Origin of the sequence: Dulcicalothrix desertica PCC 7102, assembly GCF_003991905.1 — a bacterium.
Classification (GTDB): Bacteria; Cyanobacteriota; Cyanobacteriia; order Cyanobacteriales; family Nostocaceae; genus Dulcicalothrix; species Dulcicalothrix desertica.
Genome location: NZ_RSCL01000002.1, coordinates 495091 through 512569 on the forward strand (window position 1 = coordinate 495091; position 17479 = coordinate 512569).

General features: G+C 38.7%; 19 protein-coding genes. 9 read left to right on the forward strand and 10 right to left on the reverse strand.

The annotated features are described in order from the left end of the window. Nucleotides 1–28: 28 nt before the first annotated feature. From DSM106972_RS06380 to DSM106972_RS06390, 3 genes are all read right to left on the reverse strand, one after another. Nucleotides 29–277, reverse strand: a complete 249-nt coding sequence (locus tag DSM106972_RS06380) for a DUF8620 family protein (protein WP_127079871.1) — start codon at nucleotides 275–277, stop codon at nucleotides 29–31. A gap of 92 nt (nucleotides 278–369) precedes the next feature. Further along, on the reverse strand, nucleotides 370–789 hold the full coding sequence (locus DSM106972_RS06385) for a tetratricopeptide repeat protein (protein WP_019490782.1): 420 nt from the start codon (nucleotides 787–789) through the stop codon (nucleotides 370–372). A 79-nt stretch (nucleotides 790–868) separates the two neighbouring features. Then, nucleotides 869–1225 (reverse strand): iron-sulfur cluster assembly accessory protein, encoded by a 357-nt coding sequence (locus DSM106972_RS06390; RefSeq protein ID WP_127079873.1) that lies wholly within the window; start codon nucleotides 1223–1225, stop codon nucleotides 869–871. Nucleotides 1226–1535: 310 nt separating this feature from the next. On the opposite strand from DSM106972_RS06390, the gene DSM106972_RS06395 reads away from it, so the two are divergent. The 6 genes from DSM106972_RS06395 (at nucleotide 1536) to DSM106972_RS06420 (ending at nucleotide 8748) form a co-directional block, all read left to right on the forward strand. After that, on the forward strand, nucleotides 1536–3179 hold the full coding sequence (locus tag DSM106972_RS06395) for a DUF6930 domain-containing protein (RefSeq protein ID WP_127079875.1): 1644 nt from the start codon (nucleotides 1536–1538) through the stop codon (nucleotides 3177–3179). 151 nt (nucleotides 3180–3330) lie between these two features. After that, the gene (locus DSM106972_RS06400; protein WP_127079877.1) at nucleotides 3331–4326 is read left to right on the forward strand and encodes a hypothetical protein; all 996 of its coding nucleotides are present in this window, start codon (nucleotides 3331–3333) and stop codon (nucleotides 4324–4326) included. A gap of 571 nt (nucleotides 4327–4897) precedes the next feature. Beyond that, complete coding sequence (locus tag DSM106972_RS06405; RefSeq protein ID WP_127079879.1) at nucleotides 4898–6070, forward strand: hypothetical protein; 1173 nt, start codon at nucleotides 4898–4900, stop codon at nucleotides 6068–6070. A 303-nt stretch (nucleotides 6071–6373) separates the two neighbouring features. Then, entirely contained in the window at nucleotides 6374–6553 is a 180-nt protein-coding gene (locus DSM106972_RS06410) for a CopG family transcriptional regulator (protein ID WP_019490787.1), read from the forward strand. Nucleotides 6554–6775: 222 nt separating this feature from the next. Next, the gene (gene zds / locus DSM106972_RS06415) at nucleotides 6776–8215 is read left to right on the forward strand and encodes a 9,9'-di-cis-zeta-carotene desaturase (RefSeq protein WP_127079880.1); all 1440 of its coding nucleotides are present in this window, start codon (nucleotides 6776–6778) and stop codon (nucleotides 8213–8215) included. An 83-nt stretch (nucleotides 8216–8298) separates the two neighbouring features. Further along, nucleotides 8299–8748 (forward strand): SRPBCC family protein, encoded by a 450-nt coding sequence (locus tag DSM106972_RS06420; protein ID WP_127079882.1) that lies wholly within the window; start codon nucleotides 8299–8301, stop codon nucleotides 8746–8748. A 51-nt stretch (nucleotides 8749–8799) separates the two neighbouring features. On the opposite strand, the gene DSM106972_RS06425 is transcribed toward DSM106972_RS06420, so the two are convergent. From DSM106972_RS06425 to DSM106972_RS06435, 3 genes are all read right to left on the reverse strand, one after another. After that, on the reverse strand, nucleotides 8800–9039 hold the full coding sequence (locus DSM106972_RS06425) for a 2Fe-2S iron-sulfur cluster-binding protein (protein ID WP_127079884.1): 240 nt from the start codon (nucleotides 9037–9039) through the stop codon (nucleotides 8800–8802). A gap of 16 nt (nucleotides 9040–9055) precedes the next feature. Continuing rightward, entirely contained in the window at nucleotides 9056–10531 is a 1476-nt protein-coding gene (gene cobQ / locus DSM106972_RS06430) for a cobyric acid synthase CobQ (protein WP_127079886.1), read from the reverse strand. Nucleotides 10532–10714: 183 nt separating this feature from the next. Beyond that, the gene (locus DSM106972_RS06435; RefSeq protein WP_127079888.1) at nucleotides 10715–11119 is read right to left on the reverse strand and encodes an Npun_F0494 family protein; all 405 of its coding nucleotides are present in this window, start codon (nucleotides 11117–11119) and stop codon (nucleotides 10715–10717) included. A 107-nt stretch (nucleotides 11120–11226) separates the two neighbouring features. On the opposite strand from DSM106972_RS06435, the gene DSM106972_RS06440 reads away from it, so the two are divergent. Then, nucleotides 11227–11664: a peroxiredoxin gene (locus DSM106972_RS06440; protein WP_127079890.1), complete on the forward strand. Its 438-nt coding sequence runs from the start codon at nucleotides 11227–11229 to the stop codon at nucleotides 11662–11664. A 799-nt stretch (nucleotides 11665–12463) separates the two neighbouring features. Here the strand turns inward: DSM106972_RS06440 and DSM106972_RS06445 are convergent. The 4 genes from DSM106972_RS06445 to DSM106972_RS06460 all read right to left on the reverse strand — a co-directional run bounded on the left by DSM106972_RS06445 (nucleotide 12464) and on the right by DSM106972_RS06460 (nucleotide 15703). Beyond that, nucleotides 12464–13165, reverse strand: coding sequence for an acyl carrier protein (locus DSM106972_RS06445; RefSeq protein ID WP_127079892.1), 702 nt, complete (start codon nucleotides 13163–13165; stop codon nucleotides 12464–12466). A 93-nt stretch (nucleotides 13166–13258) separates the two neighbouring features. Beyond that, nucleotides 13259–13639, reverse strand: a complete 381-nt coding sequence (locus tag DSM106972_RS06450; RefSeq protein WP_019490794.1) for a hypothetical protein — start codon at nucleotides 13637–13639, stop codon at nucleotides 13259–13261. 43 nt (nucleotides 13640–13682) lie between these two features. Beyond that, a complete protein-coding gene (locus DSM106972_RS06455) occupies nucleotides 13683–14582 on the reverse strand; it encodes an ABC transporter permease (RefSeq protein ID WP_127079894.1) in 900 nt (299 codons plus the stop codon). A gap of 101 nt (nucleotides 14583–14683) precedes the next feature. Further along, nucleotides 14684–15703, reverse strand: coding sequence for an ABC transporter ATP-binding protein (locus DSM106972_RS06460; protein WP_127079896.1), 1020 nt, complete (start codon nucleotides 15701–15703; stop codon nucleotides 14684–14686). A 283-nt stretch (nucleotides 15704–15986) separates the two neighbouring features. Here DSM106972_RS06460 and DSM106972_RS06465 point away from each other — a divergent pair, with 283 nt between their 5' ends. Both DSM106972_RS06465 and DSM106972_RS06470 read left to right on the forward strand, forming a co-directional pair. Beyond that, a complete protein-coding gene (locus tag DSM106972_RS06465; protein WP_127079898.1) occupies nucleotides 15987–17078 on the forward strand; it encodes a hypothetical protein in 1092 nt (363 codons plus the stop codon). Further along, a complete protein-coding gene (locus DSM106972_RS06470) occupies nucleotides 17071–17283 on the forward strand; it encodes a hypothetical protein (protein WP_127079900.1) in 213 nt (70 codons plus the stop codon). Before DSM106972_RS06465 ends, DSM106972_RS06470 begins: the two co-directional genes overlap by 8 nt. Nucleotides 17284–17479: the final 196 nt, after the last annotated feature.

Consider the following 17479-nt stretch of genomic DNA (forward strand, 5'->3'; position numbering starts at 1 on the left):
TTATTTGCTTAAGCCTGTTTTATTTATCCTAAGTTTTCTTAACAAAAACATTCTTAGACACCCAACTAATAACCCCACTCAGAATGGCGCCACCCATCAAAATACCAATAGCGGGGTTGAATACAGGTTGCCAAAGTTGATGCCACAAATCAAGACCCAGTGGAACACCAGTTGCATCACAAATGACGGCAACCGCAAACCAAGCAAATCCAAAAAATACTAAAAATACATCAGCTACAAGTATAAAATTTAACCCGTTTAAAAATTTTTCTTTCATAAAAGGTATATGAGAATCAAGGTTAATGAGGTATAGGGTAATGGCAATGTAGGCGCCTTTACCCTATACGTCACTTATATCCAAAATATCTTCTATTCAAATATCCAATCTTTAACTTTTATTAAGCTTTTCCAATCAGGCTTTCTAGAAAGACCATCCTTAATGCTTTCTTCAAGTTCAGAGCGCCATTCTTCATTGACAAAAATTAGTTGCTGTGCAAACTCGACGTGCTGCCTAAGTCCTTTTTGTCCGGTTTCTAACATAGCTACAGCTAGGTTAACCCTCGCTTGTGGGTCTTGGGGATTAATTTTGACAGCTTTTTGAGCAGCCTTACATGCCAATGAACCCTTATCGTCAAGAAGATACAGCCAAGATAAACAAGTCCATGCAGCACTGCTTTTAGGGGAGCGGTCGCATATGTCTTTAAAAACAGGAATTAAAGTAGCTGGACTTTCCCCAGCTTTGTAACGTTCGAGTCCTGAATCAAATAGTGATTCTAAAGTTTGAGTCATACAAAATTGGTCAAATACTCACAACAAGACAGCCATTTGCAATTACTAAAAGTAATTGCAAATTGTTAAATCAATTGGATTATACGCCAAACGACTTACCACAGCCACAGGTTTGTGCGGCATTGGGGTTCGTGAACTGAAAACCACCACCAATCATGGCATCGCTATAATCGAGCATTAAGCCGTAAAGATATAATAAGCTTTTACGGTCGCAAACTATTTTGAAGCCCTCATAGTCAAAAACGTCATCATGGGGTGTAATTTGACTTGCATCTTCAAAATCCATCATATAGGACATTCCGGAGCAGCCACCTTGACGTACTCCCACCCTCAAACACAAGTCCTTGTCTTGTTTGTCGCGTAAAGATTTGACTTGACGCAGTGCAGTTTCACTTAATTGGATTCCTCGTTGTTGGGATTGGGTTGCTTGTGTCATATGATGATTGAACTCCTTAAATTTAGAAGACTGAGTTTATGGGTATTAGCTTGAGAAACGGTAGTTTTTATCTTTATTCTAGCTTTCTATTGGGTTACAGGCAGCCGAATTGTAAATACTGGTCGTCCATCGTTCGTCATATTTTTATTCTAGAATTGAGAGATTCAGTATGTTCAAAGTCTGGCATTTGAGTTAAATTGCCCTTATAACAGCTTATACTCAGCACCATTGCTGACTTTATAAAGGTTTGGCTTTTCCATTCCCAAAATTGCTCTCGTTACAAATCGCTTGTTTTGATTCACGGTTCTATATGACAAGTTTTAATCGCTCTACCAGTCGTCGGCTGAAGAAATTACCCCAAATTCCTTCTGTATGGGAGGGCGATCGTCGTCCGTTGTCATCGCACCAAAAGTCCGAGGATGATAAAGGTGACTGTATTCTTTGGGTAGATGGTTCACAAGGAATTGTGCGGGGCATGGATGTGGTAGCATGTGACGCAGGGCCAGAGGCAATCGTTCGGACGCTAATGCGCGCGATGGAAAATCCTCACAGTCCAGCTAAACCATCGCGTCCGTTGCGGATTGTAGTGCGCGACCGCGAAATACAGTTTTACTTACGTGGTGTTTTGCAAGATTTAGAAATTGCAATAGATTACACACCCGAACTTCCTTTAATAGATGAGCTATTTCGTGGGTTTTCCGAAATTATTGACAATCAAATTCCTGATTTACCACCGCAGTATGCAGAACTTTTACACTCGAAAGCTTACGCAATATGGGAAGCTTGTCCGTGGGATTTTCTGCAAGAGCAGCAAATTATATCCATTGAAATTAACCAATGGGATATTGGAACTCTGTATGCCTCAGTAATGGGCATGTTGGGGATGGAGTATGGAATTTTACTATATAGGTCAAGTGAATCACTTAAGCGCTTTCGTGCCGCTGTTTTAAAAGATGACGATACACAAAATTTAGAAGAAGCATTTTTAAAGCAAGATTGTTTATTTTTGACTTTTGAGCGCAACTCTGACTTAGAGGACGAGGATGATGATGACGACGACGACGACGAGTACGAAGACCTTGCAGAGTTACCAATCTCAGAAATCAGCCCGACTTTTGGTAATATTCATCCTTTAGAGGGGTTACGTTCTGTACTTTATGATGAAGAAGCCTTAGTAGTACATGTAGCACTTGAAAGTTTAATTAAGTTTGTTCGTGACCATCGGCGCCAACTTAGCGAAGAGATTTTTCCATCTTTGAGTCGTGCTTACCGAATAGCATTACCAGAGTCAGAACAGATAAAATCTATTAACGTTAATGTTGCAACAATGCCAGAATTAGCAGCCGAATTGGAAGAAATGGCTGGTTTTGATACAGAAGACGAAGAAGATATATATGACACACCAATGTTTCGTTCGCTTCGCGATGATTTGATACCAGACGATTCGTTTTTAAGTTTAGGAGTCGTATCGTGGGAAATGTTAGATTATCTTCAAAAAGGCGTTAAATACCAGAAAGCAGGTGATATAAAGCCAGTTGGTGATGGTTTACCTGTGATATTAATACAAACCTCACGTCCCAAAGCAAAAACTGTCATTGAGAGTATTGAAGAAGCAGGTGGACTGAAAGCAATTTGTTTTAACCCCGGCGCCGACCCTATGGGAACAGAAGTATACGACCTGGGTTTGTTACAAACCAAGAACGGTGAATTATTTTTGTTTGGAGAATTTGAAGACGACGACCCCACCCATGTCGAAGCTCGTAGAAAGTGGAACCAAAGGTGCAAAAACACTAAAGGCTACTGCGGACTAATAATTGCCAAAGGACTAACAGGCGCCAGTCGCGGCAACCCTCAACTGCGTGACATGATGGCATTGTTTGAAGGTGTATCCCTTTCACCCCAGCAACTAGGCATCGGAACTTTACAATTAATGCCCGAACTTCAATATGAGTAAAAAGTAATGAGTGCTGAGTGCTGAGTCCTAACTCTACTCAGCACTCAGCACTTTCCACTATTATATAGTTCAGAGAAATCACTGTTGCAACACCTGTGTTAAGTAATATAAATTACTATTAGCATAAGTAGTATAACTTGTGAATTCAGTTATGTTTAATACAGCATTGGTTTCTGGTTCGCAAGGGGAGAGTAAGCCAGAAGTTTCACCAGTAATTCATTTAGCCAAAATGTGGGCTAAAAAATATGTCCAACGTTTGGATAAAGTAAATGACATACACGAAGGAGGAAACTTAAGAGAAAATACTGTGGAAATAATGTATAATTTGTTAAGGCAAACAAGTATTGAGGCTTGGTCACAAACAGAGAAGCTAATTGGTAGAGAACTACATCGTCATGAAATCGACCGCACGTTAATTGACCCGTGGCAAATTTCCCAAGATTCTTTTGTTATATACAATAAGGCTATAGATTCATATGCTAAACAATTACCACCTGAACACTTAGCTACAAAAATAGGTGGATATTTGGGGAAAGTGCGCTCTAATTATACGATGAGTGATGCGCGAGTGATTGGATTTGTATCAATGCAAATACATTACACAGGGCAAATCCTGCTGAGACAAATTCCATATTCAGAACGTCAAGTAGTTAATAGTTACTTTAAGGTAATTGATGATTATCTTTACATGCCTTTACAGAGAGCGTATGAAGCGTCTGCCAAACATGAGCTAAATTCGACAGTTCTGCAAGTTATTCAAAAGCTATTACCAATCAGTACTGACATTGCACGGTCGATATGTGAACGAGTTAACTTGATTTACCCAAGATACCATACGCACAGTGGCTTACTTTCCGATCCAGTAGTAAAAATTGCCAGCATCCGCGATGTTGAAATGTTTCAAGTTTATTTATGGGTGTGTGTACTAGAAGACAGTATTGGTTCAATTCAACACGAACTGTTTCCATTGTGTGTAATGCTTTACCCTGCACTTAAGGTTCAGTGGGAACTAATACGAACGATGATTCACCTACTACGTCAAGAAGTTGGCGCCAGATTAGGAGATACAGAGAAAACCCTGTTTAAACCTTACCTTGAAATTTTATGGGAAATGTTCAGCCCAGATATTTTTCCAGATAGTTTCTAAATTTTTACTAAATTTTTACTAAATTTTCAATAATTTTTTATACCTTCACCGAGGAGTTTCGACAAAGCTTTTAACAAGCTATTGGCGTATGTTGCTAAGTGCTATAGACTTTTTCATAAAACTAACTTTGACTTGATGTCGTATATTTTTTGACATCCAAGCTTATAAGCTCATAAATTTTGGCTAAAAATACTGATTCATTAGTCACTATCGAACGATTATCATTATACATATGATGCCAAATAACTGCCACTCAAAATTCATAAATCTCTACCCTAAATAGTAACCAAAGATAGTTACTCTTTATTAAGAGAGTTAGTATGATTGTAAAATAATTGTAACAGATATTACATATTATGCATTATGTCTACTGTCAAGAGATATGATTAAAAATTTAACTAAACAACTATATTCTTTACAAATATTTCATGAAGTAAAACTATCAAAATAGTTTATACAATAAATCAAGATTACTTAAAGAATATAGGTGAATAAGAGACAAGATATACAATTGAATAATCAGGTTAAAAATCATTTTTAGCTTGTAATATCCAGAAATACCAGGGTAATAATGAAAAAAATATTGGAAGAGTCAAAGGAGCATAGGTTGGGTGTCACTCCTAAAAGTACCACCCTATCTTTAGCATCGCAATGGGCAAAAAAGTATTTACAAAATCTCGATAACGGTTTGTATCAGCAATCCGAACCTGAGAGAGAAAGCCTAAACAACGTTGTATCTCAAGATGGGCGTAAGAAAACCGCGCAGTCGCTATATGGTTCTTTACGGACGGTTAGCCACCAAGCCTGGAACCGTGTTGAGATATTACTAGCAACTGAAGCAAAACGTCATAAGATTGACCCCGAACTTATCAACCCGTGGGAGATAACCGCAGAATCATTTAAGATTTATGAAAAAACCTTGAAAGTTTATACTCAACAGGTGCCGCAACGGCAATTGTCTACGGTAATGCGGTTAGCGCGTACTGGCGAACCTTTATCGGAAAAAGCATTGAGTATTTATACTGAACAAGTGGCGCCGAGTCAGTTAGCAACAGTAATAGGTCATAACGTTGGAGAAATACGAAAAAAGTATACAGAACAAGACCCACGTGTAATTGGGTTTGTGAGTATGCAATTTCACTACACAAGCCAAATGCTGCTAGATACTTTATCACCTTTAGAACGTTCAATAATAAGTGCGTACTTCAAAGTAATTGATGACCATTTATACATGCCACTTCAAAGAGTTTATGAAGCAGCAGCAGAACACGATTACGATTCAAAAGAATTATCAGCAGTGCAAAGCTTATTACCAGTAAGTACTGAAATTGCTAAAAATATATCAAAAAAAATTATTGACATATATCCCAACTACCGCTGTTCTTCAGGTCGTTTAAGCGACGCAGCAGTGATGATTTCGAGTATACGTGACATTGAAATGTTTCAAGTTTACTTATGGTTATCAACCTTAGAGGGAAGTGTTGCAGCGCTGACGCAAGAGTTATTTCCTTTATGTGTAATGTTGTATCCCACATTTAATGTCCAATGGGAGTTAATACGACAAATGTTACACTTATTAGGTCAAGAAATACGTCAGCGCTTAACCACCCAACAAGTCGATGCACTGATGCCATACTATCAAGTCTTATGGCAAATGTTTTCTCCCGAAGTTTTTGGAGAACTTGATTTACGTTCAGGTCGCGATGAGTTTAATGAGGATTTTGTAAATTCGTTATTTGCTTAACAGTAACAATATCAAGTTAATTTATAAAATTTTGTTCAAGCAGGATTGTTTTATCCTGTTGATAGTTTCTCCTGTCGTAATAGTCAGTGTGCAATAATTTTTTTGTCACAATCAACTACAATGAATCTCAAATTTTATACTTTATTAGGATATGATAAGTATTCTGCTAACCCTAAATTTATTTTATTCATGAAACTAGTAATATAAGATGCTCCACTGCACATAAACACATAAACATGATATATTCTTCACTCGCGTGATTACAAACTACAACTGAATTTGGTTCAAAGAAGCATAACAAAAATGACTAATAAAAAATGGGCTGTCAAACGCATAACTGTTAATTTAGCGGCACAGGAAGCAGAAAGACTAGAGCTGTACTGTCAGCAGACTGGTAGACCTGCAACCGATGTCATCCGAGAACTGATTCGAGGCTTACCAATTAACGAGGAAGCGACGAACAACGTTAGCGCGAATCGATAACAAGTTTTGGAACGTTAAAATCTCGTTCTAAATGTCTACTAATTTTTGAGTAACTCTAGTTAGCGCCTCCTCACACACTTAAATTTCTAAAATTTTTAAATCTATTTCACCTCCCACACGCACGTACCCAACGATACGAGTGAGAACTTATAGCGACAATTGCCATTTCTGACACCAACCCAAGTTAAAATTTGTAAAGATAACTGGAAAAGGAAGTACGGAATGCGCGTTGCAATCGTAGGTGCTGGTTTAGCTGGACTAGCAACCGCTGTAGATTTAGCTGATGCGGGCTGTGAAGTCCAAATTTTTGAATCGCGTCCATTTGTGGGCGGAAAAGTCGGCAGTTGGGTTGATTCGGATGGCAACCACATTGAGATGGGTTTGCACGTCTTTTTTGGCTGCTACTATCAACTGTTCGATTTGATGCAGAAAGTCGGTGCTTTGGATAATTTTTTACCTAAGCAACATACTCATACCTTTATTAACGAAGGTGGACGTGTTGGCGCGCTTGATTTCCGCTTCTTCACTGGCGCCCCTTTAAATGGATTAAAAGCATTTTTTACAACATCGCAACTTTCGGCATATGACAAATTCCGCAACGCGATGGCATTAGGCACAAGTCCTGTAGTACAGGGGCTAGTAGATTTTGATGGCGCCATGCGAACTATTCGTGACCTAGACTCTTGCAGTTTTGCTGATTGGTTCCGCAGTCATGGTGGTAACAACAACAGCTTGCGAAAACTCTGGGATCCAATTGCCTTAGCACTAGGGTTTATTGATACAGAGAATATTTCCGCACGGTGTATGTTGACAATTTTTCAGCTATTCGCCGTTCGTACAGAAGCCTCAAAGCTAAGAATGCTGAAGGGTTCGCCCTACGATTTCATGCATAAACCAATTTTGAATTATCTAGAAAAGAGAGGCGCCAAAATTTATACTCGTCGGCAAGTAAGAGATATTGTATATACAGAGATAGAAGGACAAACACGCATCACCGAAATAAAAGTAGCAAACGGTGATAGCGAAGAAAGTATTATTGCTGATGCTTATGTAGCAGCTTGTGATGTACCAGGAATTAAGCGATTAATACCCTCTGATTGGCGTAAATGGTCAGAGTTTGATAACATTTACAAGTTAGATGCTGTGCCTGTTGCGACTGTACAATTACGGTTTGACGGTTGGGTTACAGAACTAGAAGATGCGAAAACTAGTACTTCACGAGAACTTGCAGCCGGAATCGATAACTTATTATATTCTGCCGATGTTGACTTTTCGTGCTTCGCCGACTTAGCGCTAACTAGTCCCGACAGTTTTTACCGTGAAGGACAAGGTTCATTAATACAGTTAGTGTTGACACCGGGTGACCCATTTATAAAGAAAAGTAACGAAGAAATAGTTGAACACTCTCTCAACCAAATCCATAAATTATTTCCTTCATCACGAGAATTAAAATTAACCTGGTCAAATGTAGTAAAACTAGCACAATCACTATATCGTGAGGCGCCGGGAATGGATATGTATCGTCCCAACCAAAAAACGCCAATTGTTAACTTCTTCTTAGCCGGAAGTTACACACAGCAAGACTATATTGATAGTATGGAGGGCGCCACGCTATCAGGAAGACAAGCAGCCAAAGCAATATTAGAAACAATTAAAAGTTAAGAGTTAGGAGTTAGGAGTTATAACCCCTTATTCCTAACTCCTCATTCCTAACTCCTCATTCCTCATTCCCCCATTAAAAAATAATGCCAGACTGGTTAGAGCATACTGTACAGGTAGAAGTAGAGGCGCCAATAGATTTCGTATGGAGTCTCTGGTCAGATTTAGAACAAATGCCACGTTGGATGAAATGGATAGATTCAGTAAAAATACCCGAAGACGACCCAGATATATCAATATGGAAACTTAGCTCAAACGGGTTAGAGTTTAGTTGGCGTTCTCGCATTCTAAAAAAAATACCACTACAAATAATCGAATGGCAATCTATTGATGGATTACCAAATCGTGGCGCCATTCGATTTTATGACCGTAAAACCAGTAGTATCGTCAAATTGACGGTTGCTTATGCCATTCCTGGGGTTATCGGTAAGATTATGGATAATTTGTTTTTGGGGAAGGTTGTAGAATCTACTCTTGATGCTGATTTACAACGGTTTAAAGAGTATGCGCTTCGTTGTAAGGACGCTTCGTTGTAAGGACTTCAGTCCTTAATGTAGATATTAAGGACTGAAGTCCTTATTACCAGTTCACCAGGTTGGGTCGCTAAATAAGTTAATGGTTAGTTCTTTACGTCCGGGTGGTACGGATGATATACATGCACGCACAGTTTTTCCGTCTTCGTACTCTACTGTGCAAGCGTGGCATGAACCCATTAAACACCCTGTGGCTATAAATACTCCCGCACGGTCGGCAACATCAAGTAGAGGCTCTCCCACTTCGGCATCAATAGTTATATCATCGGGTAGAAAATGAACACGAATAGTCATGGGTTTGTTAACTTAATCACAAAAACGCTGATAAATCTAAATGCCGTTCAACTTCATTCGCAAGGGAATCTAATAGATTTTCGCGCTGTTCGCGGTAATTTGCAACACCTGTAGGTAATGATTTTAAACCACGTTGTTGACGTAAACGGTTTAACCAAGCTCGGCGCCAAGGTCCATTATCGAATATACCGTGTAAGTAAGTTCCCCAAACAGATTGACAACCATCGACTAATCCTAAATTGGGGTCATCGAATAATGCTTGGTACCCTTGGTTATCGTTGGGTGGAATTTCTGTGCGTGAACGTCCCTGGTGAATCTCAAATCCGGTAACAGGTAAACCTAGGTGTGGGAAATTTGAAGTTACTTGACGCTGACGAGCAATTTTTTGTCCAGTAATAACTGTTTTTAATGGTAATAATCCTAACCCTTGGAATCTACCTGCTTGACCCTCAATGCCTTCTGGGTCGGCTATCATTTGTCCTAAAATTTGGTATCCTCCGCAAATTCCTAGAACCGTTCCACCAGAAGCAGCGTAGTGTTGGATAGCTTCTGCCATGCCGCTTTTTTGCATAATTAGTAAGTCAGCAATAGTCGTTTTTGTGCCAGGTATAATTACTGCATCTGGATGTCCTAAATCTTGCTTTGGACTTAGATATTTTACTGATACACTTGGCTCTGATTCGAGTGGGTCAAAATCGGTAAAATTAGAAATGCGAGGCAAACGAATTACTGCAATATTAAGGTCGCTGCCATGTTTATGCGGTTTACGTTCGAGTAAGTCCAACGAATCTTCGGCAGGAAATACAAGCTCTAGGTAAGGAATTACCCCAATTACTGGAATACCCGTGCGTTCCTCAACCCATTTAATTCCTGATTCAAGTAACGAACGCTGTCCTCGAAACTTATTGATTACAATACCTTTAATTAACGCGCGCTCATCTGGTTCTAGTAGTTCTAAAGTGCCAATAATATGAGCAAAGGCGCCACCTCTATCGATATCAACAACTAATATAGTGGATGCGTTCAAATGTTTAGCGACTCGCATATTGGTTAAGTCGCGGTGCTTAAGATTAATTTCCGCAGGACTTCCAGCACCTTCGCAAACTAACAAATCGAATTCGGTTTGCAAATGCTGTAAAGATTCTTCAATTGACCGCCAGCCTAAATCAAAATACTGTTCATAATATTCAGTAGCAGTAACTTTACCAACGGGTTTGCCCTTCATTATGACCTGTGAAGTCATATCGCCTTGGGGTTTAAGCAATATAGGATTCATTTCCACCCAAGGAATAACACCAGCAGCCCAGGCTTGAACAGCTTGAGCATAGCCCATTTCACCACCACTGGCTGTTACGTATGCATTTAAAGCCATATTCTGACCTTTAAAAGGCGCCACTCGCCAACCACGTCGCGACAAAATCCGACAAATAGCAGCTGTTAATAGAGATTTTCCTGCGTGGGATGTAGTGCCCACAACCATAATTGCTTTCATAAGTTAATAATCTATTAGTTTTTAGTAGGGGGAGAGTGGTCGCAAACCAATGTGAGATGCCAATCGTCACAATTAGATAACGAGTGACAACTCAACTATATTAAAGATTTCATGAATGGGATTGACGTTTCCGTACTTATTGTTCCCGTGTATCCTTCTTTAATAACTCATTTCCCCTTAATTCTAGAAGGGTAATCTCAAGTAGCGAGTCACAACTTCATAAAAAATATCCAGAAACGTCGGTTGGCGCCAGGGTTTTGTCAAAGATTCCTCAACTAATTGGCGCCCTAAAGGAGTCAAACGAAAACTATCGGTTATACCCTGACCATCAACTTCACGTCGTAATACACCAACTTGAATTAACCAAACCAGCTCATTATCCGTAATTAATTCCGACAAAGGGCGTTTAGTATAACCATTCTCAACACCCTTAGTACCAGTAATTTCACTGATTGCTACCCTGTCTTGACGCATCGCATCAAACAAAGAAAGCATAAAAGGCGAACAAATCAGCGACCGCAACGCGCGTTCAAGAGTCTGACCTGTATAAACGAAAGGTTTTTGGTTTTGATAATCAGCAACAGACATAAGAGTTAAGAGTTAGAAGCGTCTCTACAGATATTCATCTTAAAAACATTGTAAATTATTGTAAAATTTCAATTGCATAAACAATCAGCAAACAGGGTAGTTTAATTATGGCTTTAGCAGTTGGTACAGATGCACCTGCATTTACCGCCAAAGACACCAACGGTAATACAGTGTCGTTGTCTGATTTCAAAGGTAAAACTGTAGTTTTATATTTCTATCCCAAAGACGATACTCCAGGTTGCACCAAACAAGCTTGCAGTTTCCGCGATGCTCAACCTGACTATCAAAATAAAGATGTAGTTGTATTGGGAGTTAGCGCTGATAATGAAAGTTCGCACCAGGCATTTACTCAAAAGTACAATTTGAATTTTCCTCTGTTGGCAGACACCGACCATTCACTTATCAGCGCTTATGACGTTGATGGTGGTGGATATGCGAAGCGCGTTACCTATGTAATCGATGGTAACGGCAAAATTACTCACGTTGATGGCAGCGTTAACACTTCCACTCACGCTAGTGATGTTTTACAAGCATTAGGTTTGTAATTATATATCGGTCAGGATGATGTTTTACTGGGGGATATAATAAATAAACCCCAGTAATTGAAACAAAAAGCAACGAATAAAATCGTCAAAATAATCATAATATTCAGTTATAGCTCCGAATTTATGTAATCAAACTGTATAAAAAATATCCAAGTATACAAATTCGCCCTGTAAAAAAGCGCTTTTTTTGCGTTCACGGAGTGTCTCCGGAGGAGAATAACACTTAATTAATAAAAAAATAGGTAGCAATATTTGCTGACAATGAAAATTTTTACTACAGAAACGCAGAGGACACAGAAATAAAAGTTAAACGAGTTAGAATATGGCGCCATCTGGAGATTTTTCTAGAGAATATATAATATGCGTGTACCATGTTTTCTCTAGAAATTTTTATCAATGTATGGAGTTTTTAGAGAATGTATTTATATCAGACTTGTTGTTCTCGAAATTTGGCGCCGTCTGGAGTTTTTTCTAGAGAATATATAATATGCGTGTACCATGTTTTCTCTAGAAATTTTTATCAATGTATGGAGTTTCTAGAGAATGTATTTATATCAGACTTGTTTTTCTCGAAATTTGGCGCCGTCTGGAAATTTTTCTAGAGAATATATAATATGCGTGTACCATGTTTTCTCTAGAAATTTTTAGCAATGTAATAGAGATTTTTCCTAAAGGATATGTTTATATAAACTTATTCAATTAATAATTCCTGATTTTGAAATTATTTAATTGTTTATTGTAGGATGGACTTATAGCCCTCCTTAGTTAGACTGGTTATCAATAACATAATATGAATAATTTATTTATTGGTGTTCCCTTTGAATAACTGCTTGTGGATAAAATCTAAAATTTCTCCAATAGTACAAGCTGTAGGTTCAGAATTATCAAAAGAATTACTCGAAGACTGAGGCCATATCCACATAGGTGTACTAGCCGAACATAGTATATCCTCTGGTATTTCAATGTCAAATTCTTCTTCTAGTGCCATAGAAAGCTCTGTAATATCAAGCGCATCAGCACCCAAATCAGATATTATGTGATGATTTAAAGCTATTGTATCTCGCTCAACGTTTAATTTATCACTAACTATGTCTTGAATTCTTAGAAAAAGATTGGACATAATTTTATCTCTACCTGACTCGTTTAAGTTATTAGCTAACTCAATTAAGCGATTTTGGTAAAGCTTATCTGCCTCTACTATTCGTTTAGCTTTCTCGGCTTTTTGTAATTTTAAGCGCTCGTGGGCAGCGTTCTTCTCAGCTAATAGTTGTATTTTTAACGTTTCAATCCGAGAATCAACAACATCACGTATTATAGAGAATTTAACTTTATATCCACTTTGGTTATAAATATCTGTAGCTATTTTCCATACAGTTTCATCACGTTTAGAGGTAAATGAGCCTAAAGTTTCTTCTGTATTGGGCAATACGCGGTCGAGGTAAGTATTGATAACGCTTTTTAGAATATGCAACTCATAGCTTTCATCATTTTCAGTACTCATTGGAAGTTTATCCAAGATAAATGATAATAAAAAATAAATGGGCGGGCAAGGATGCCCACCCCACAAGAGAAATATTTAAAAAGAGTGTAAATACTACTTGCTGGGTTCTAGTTTGATTATTTGTGAACCTTGCTGTGGTAGTGGTTGTACTATGTTGCCTGTATTTTGTGTATTGCCATTTTGCATCATTTGTTGTTGCCGCGCGCGGAATGCTGCTGCTGCTTCGTCTAATTCTTTGCTTTGTTGATTGAAAAAATCTGGATTGTAATTGTTGATACCAAGTTGCGCGTTGTGAATCATTTGGAACATGTTGAACGGACTTTGCTCAGTACCGCGACTAAATGGGTCGCTAGGTGCGTCGTAGTTTTGTGGGTTGGTTTGGTTGCCAGGGAAAGTTTGCGCGTTGCTTGGTTGTGCTACGCTTGCTAAACCTAGTCCAGCTAAAGATAAAAGTGCTAATAATCGGATTTTCATAGAGTCTGCCCCTCAAGTACTATAGTTAATGATTGTTTCTATTCTACGAAAGTGTCCGGCGAAGTCGAGGTTGTATGCTCAATAATGCTACAATTGCGAACCCTACTAATACTAGTAAGGCGCCACCGAAGGTTACATCACCCCAAAATGACTGCATTACAACACTATTTAATCCCCAGTTGCTATGAGTGTAGAGGTAGCGTATTGGTTCAATAGCGTAGCTAAGAGGGTTAAGGGTCGCAATTGTTTGTAACCATGTAGGCATAAATGATAATGGCGCCAATGCAGTCGAAGCGAATAACATCGGTAGGGTACTAACGAAAATAACTGCGATAAGTTCAATATGCCCTGGTAAAGTAAATGCTAAACCTAAACTTAAAGCAGTTACACCAAGGGCTAACGCAAACACAATTAGTACTATTGCACTTAAGCCTGCTGCGTTAGGTAGACCTGCACCTAAAAATGATGCGGCGCCTATGATAACGGCAGTTTGGAGTAAGCTTTGACTAATAATAAAGATTGCTGACGCGAAGACGATGGAAAAGCGTGATGCTAAGGGTGCGACTAGTAAACGATTTAAGAATCCAAATTCACGGTCAAACATTACAGGAAGTCCAGCGTTGAGCGCTCCTGCAAATGCTGTAAAAACAATAATACCTGCTGCGAGAAATTGACCGTAATTGGTTGTACTGCCAAATATACCTTTTGGTGCATTTTGAAATAAGGCGCCAAATAGTACTAACCACATTACAGGTTGAATGATACCAGCAAATAAAGTACTGGGGCGCCGTTGTAGTTGGATGAATAAGCGTTTTGTTAGCGCTAAAGTTTCTTGAACTATTTCACCGAAGGTATTATTTGATGATTTACTAGCGTAGAGTTGCGGTGATGCTACTTGCTGCCAGTTGATATCTGATTTTGGGGGTAGTATGGTGCCACTCATAAGGATTTTGGGGTTTTAGGATTTTGGATTTGGGGAAAAGGGGGCGGGTTTAGGGGTATCTTAAAGTCAAGTATAGATTTTTGGTTAACCCGCCCTTACTGCTAGCGCATGTTTTGTTTTTTCTCTGCTTTGGGGTCGCGGTTTGCTGCTGCTGCAAGTTCTGCGTCCATAAGAGTGCTTCCTGTTGCAGCAAGGTAAACGTCATCTAGACTAGGACGTGACTGGGCAATACCAAACATGGGTAAACCAGCATTGTTTAAAGCTTGTTGAATTGTGATTAAGGTATCGTTTTGCGGAGTTACAACTAAGTTAAGCGAGTTACCTTGTGCGCCATTTATAATTACATTTTGTACAAATGGCAAAGATTGAAGTAAATCTTTTGCTTTTTCTGCTTCTTCCTGCGGAGAGAATTCACGAATACGCAGCGTTATTCTATCTCCTCCTATTTTATCCTTTAACTCAGATGGCGTTCCTTGGGCAATGACTACACCACGGTCTATAATTGCCACTCGGTCAGCTAATGCGTCTATTTCTTCTAAATAATGACTAGTAATTAATACTGTTGTTCCAGCTTCGCGCAGCTTTCGTAAAAATTCCCAAACAATAAACCGACTTTCAATATCGAGTCCTACTGTTGGTTCGTCTAGTACTAGCACATCGGGTGCATGTAGTAACCCTGCTGCTAAGTCTAAACGCTTACGCAAACCTCCAGAATACGTGCCAGTCTTTTTATCGGCGTATTCTTGTAAACCTAGTAAACTAAGTACTGTGTCGATTCGCTGCTTTGTTACTGCCGCAGGTAAATGGTAAATTGCAGCTTGCAATTGTAGCAGTTCGCGACCTGTTAATATTTTATCTGGTGCTGCTTCTTGTGCGACATATCCTAAACGTTGTCGTACAGCTTTTGGGTTCTCTACTACCGAAATTCCAGAGACTTCTACTTTACCAGCATCAGGCGCCGTCAAAGTACACAATATACGTAAAGTAGTTGTTTTACCGGCGCCGTTGGGACCGAGCAAACCAAAAATTTCTCCTGACTGTACCTGAAAGGACACATTTTTGACAGCTTCAGTTGCACCATAGCGCTTTTTTAAATTTTGAATCGAAACTGCGGGAGCCATAACACATTCCTAAATAATTATTGTATGGGCGGGTTCACCTAAATTTCCTTCTATTCACCAGGATATGGGTAAACCCGCCGCTGCTAAAAAACCCCACTCCAAAAAATCTTAACAAATCGCAACACTATTACTTTTATCTTAGCGGTCATGTTCCTATATAAACCTGTTTCGAGAAAATGGGGAATTAGTGATTTCCCTAAATGTATCAACCAGTCCTAGAGTCTTTACAATAGCTAGTATAAATTTATATCTATAATTAACTAATCACTGAGGTCGGCCCTGAATGGACAGAAACCGTCTCCGGGCTTATTTAACATTGATTCGCGAATTGCTACGATGCCCAAATGGAGAAGAGTTAGCTTTGTTACAAGCTAATTTAGAATTGGTTGATACAAATTTGATTGAATTGATGGATCGAGTAGCCACCAGGGCAACACAAAGAGGTAATTTCAGCACAGCTAATTTCTTGCTGGACTTAGTGCAGCAACTCAAAGAAATGCTGGTGCCACAACAAGAGCAATTTGATAACGAAGAGAAAGCGTATTCTGTTTACATGCAGGTGATTGAGCAATTACTCAACTGTCCTAGCGGCGCCGAAACAGAAATTTTACGTTCGCATCAGGACATCATAGATACAAGATTTATACTGACACTGCGACAAGTTGCAGCGATGTTTACTGACATTGGCGAAAAAAAGGCAGCTGAATTTTTACAAACAATAGCAGTACCTTTAACTCAAGCACTCAGTAATGCTAACTCGAATATAAATACAAATTTATTGGCTTCACAGTACATAGATTTTCTTGGTGATGTGTTACGGTTAACAGCGAATAGTAACGGTGATGCACAAGTTATTTATCAGCTGCTAGAAGGAAATTTAGATAAGCTCAACATCAACTTTGCTCAAGCTCTAGATAATTGGGCAACTTCTACATTAATTGCGGTAAACCAAGAAATAGCTTTGAGTATTGTTACAGACATTATTAATTTTAGTAATTTAGTTCAAGATTTTACTAGTGGAGAGCTTGCTTATAATGTAGAAATTGCAATTGCAGGTTATGAAATTGCGCTGCGAGCATATCGTCGTGATAAGTATCCGCTGAAATGGGCAGGAGTGCAAAATTATCTTGGTAAAGCATATTTGAAACGTATTTTAGGTGATAAAGCAGTTAATGTAGAAGTTTCTATTGAATGTTATCGCGTTGCGTTGGGAATATATGAACGCGAGCATTTCCCAAAAGAATGGGCAGAAACTCTACGAAATATGGCTACTGCCTACCAACATCGTATTTATGGAAACAGGGAAGATAATTTGAAAGCAGCTTCTGAATATTTTCGTATTGCATCTAAAATATCATTTGATGAGAATGAGTAATAATCATATTAATCATAAAATCTTGGTGCCTAGTGTTCACTTTTTGGCTTTTAATTTGCAAGAAAGCGAAGTTATTAAACTCAAGTCAAATAGGCGCCGTATCAGCAAAGACTGGTTATGGGAAACTTGTGATAACATAGTTTCTACAATCATTCAACAACAGCTTAACATCAAAAACTATTTAGAATTGAATAAACAGCCTTAAAAATTTTCTGTAACTACTAGTAATTAAAAAAAATGTCCTACATTTTAGCGATAATAATAAATGTTATTTTTGCAATTATTGCAGATAGGTTTTTATTTTAGTTACTTGGGTGTTGAGCTTTAGTATTAAGGGTTGGATATCTAAAATTTTAGGCGATAAAAAGAATAAAGCATAATTTCTTTGGTTTATTTATAGT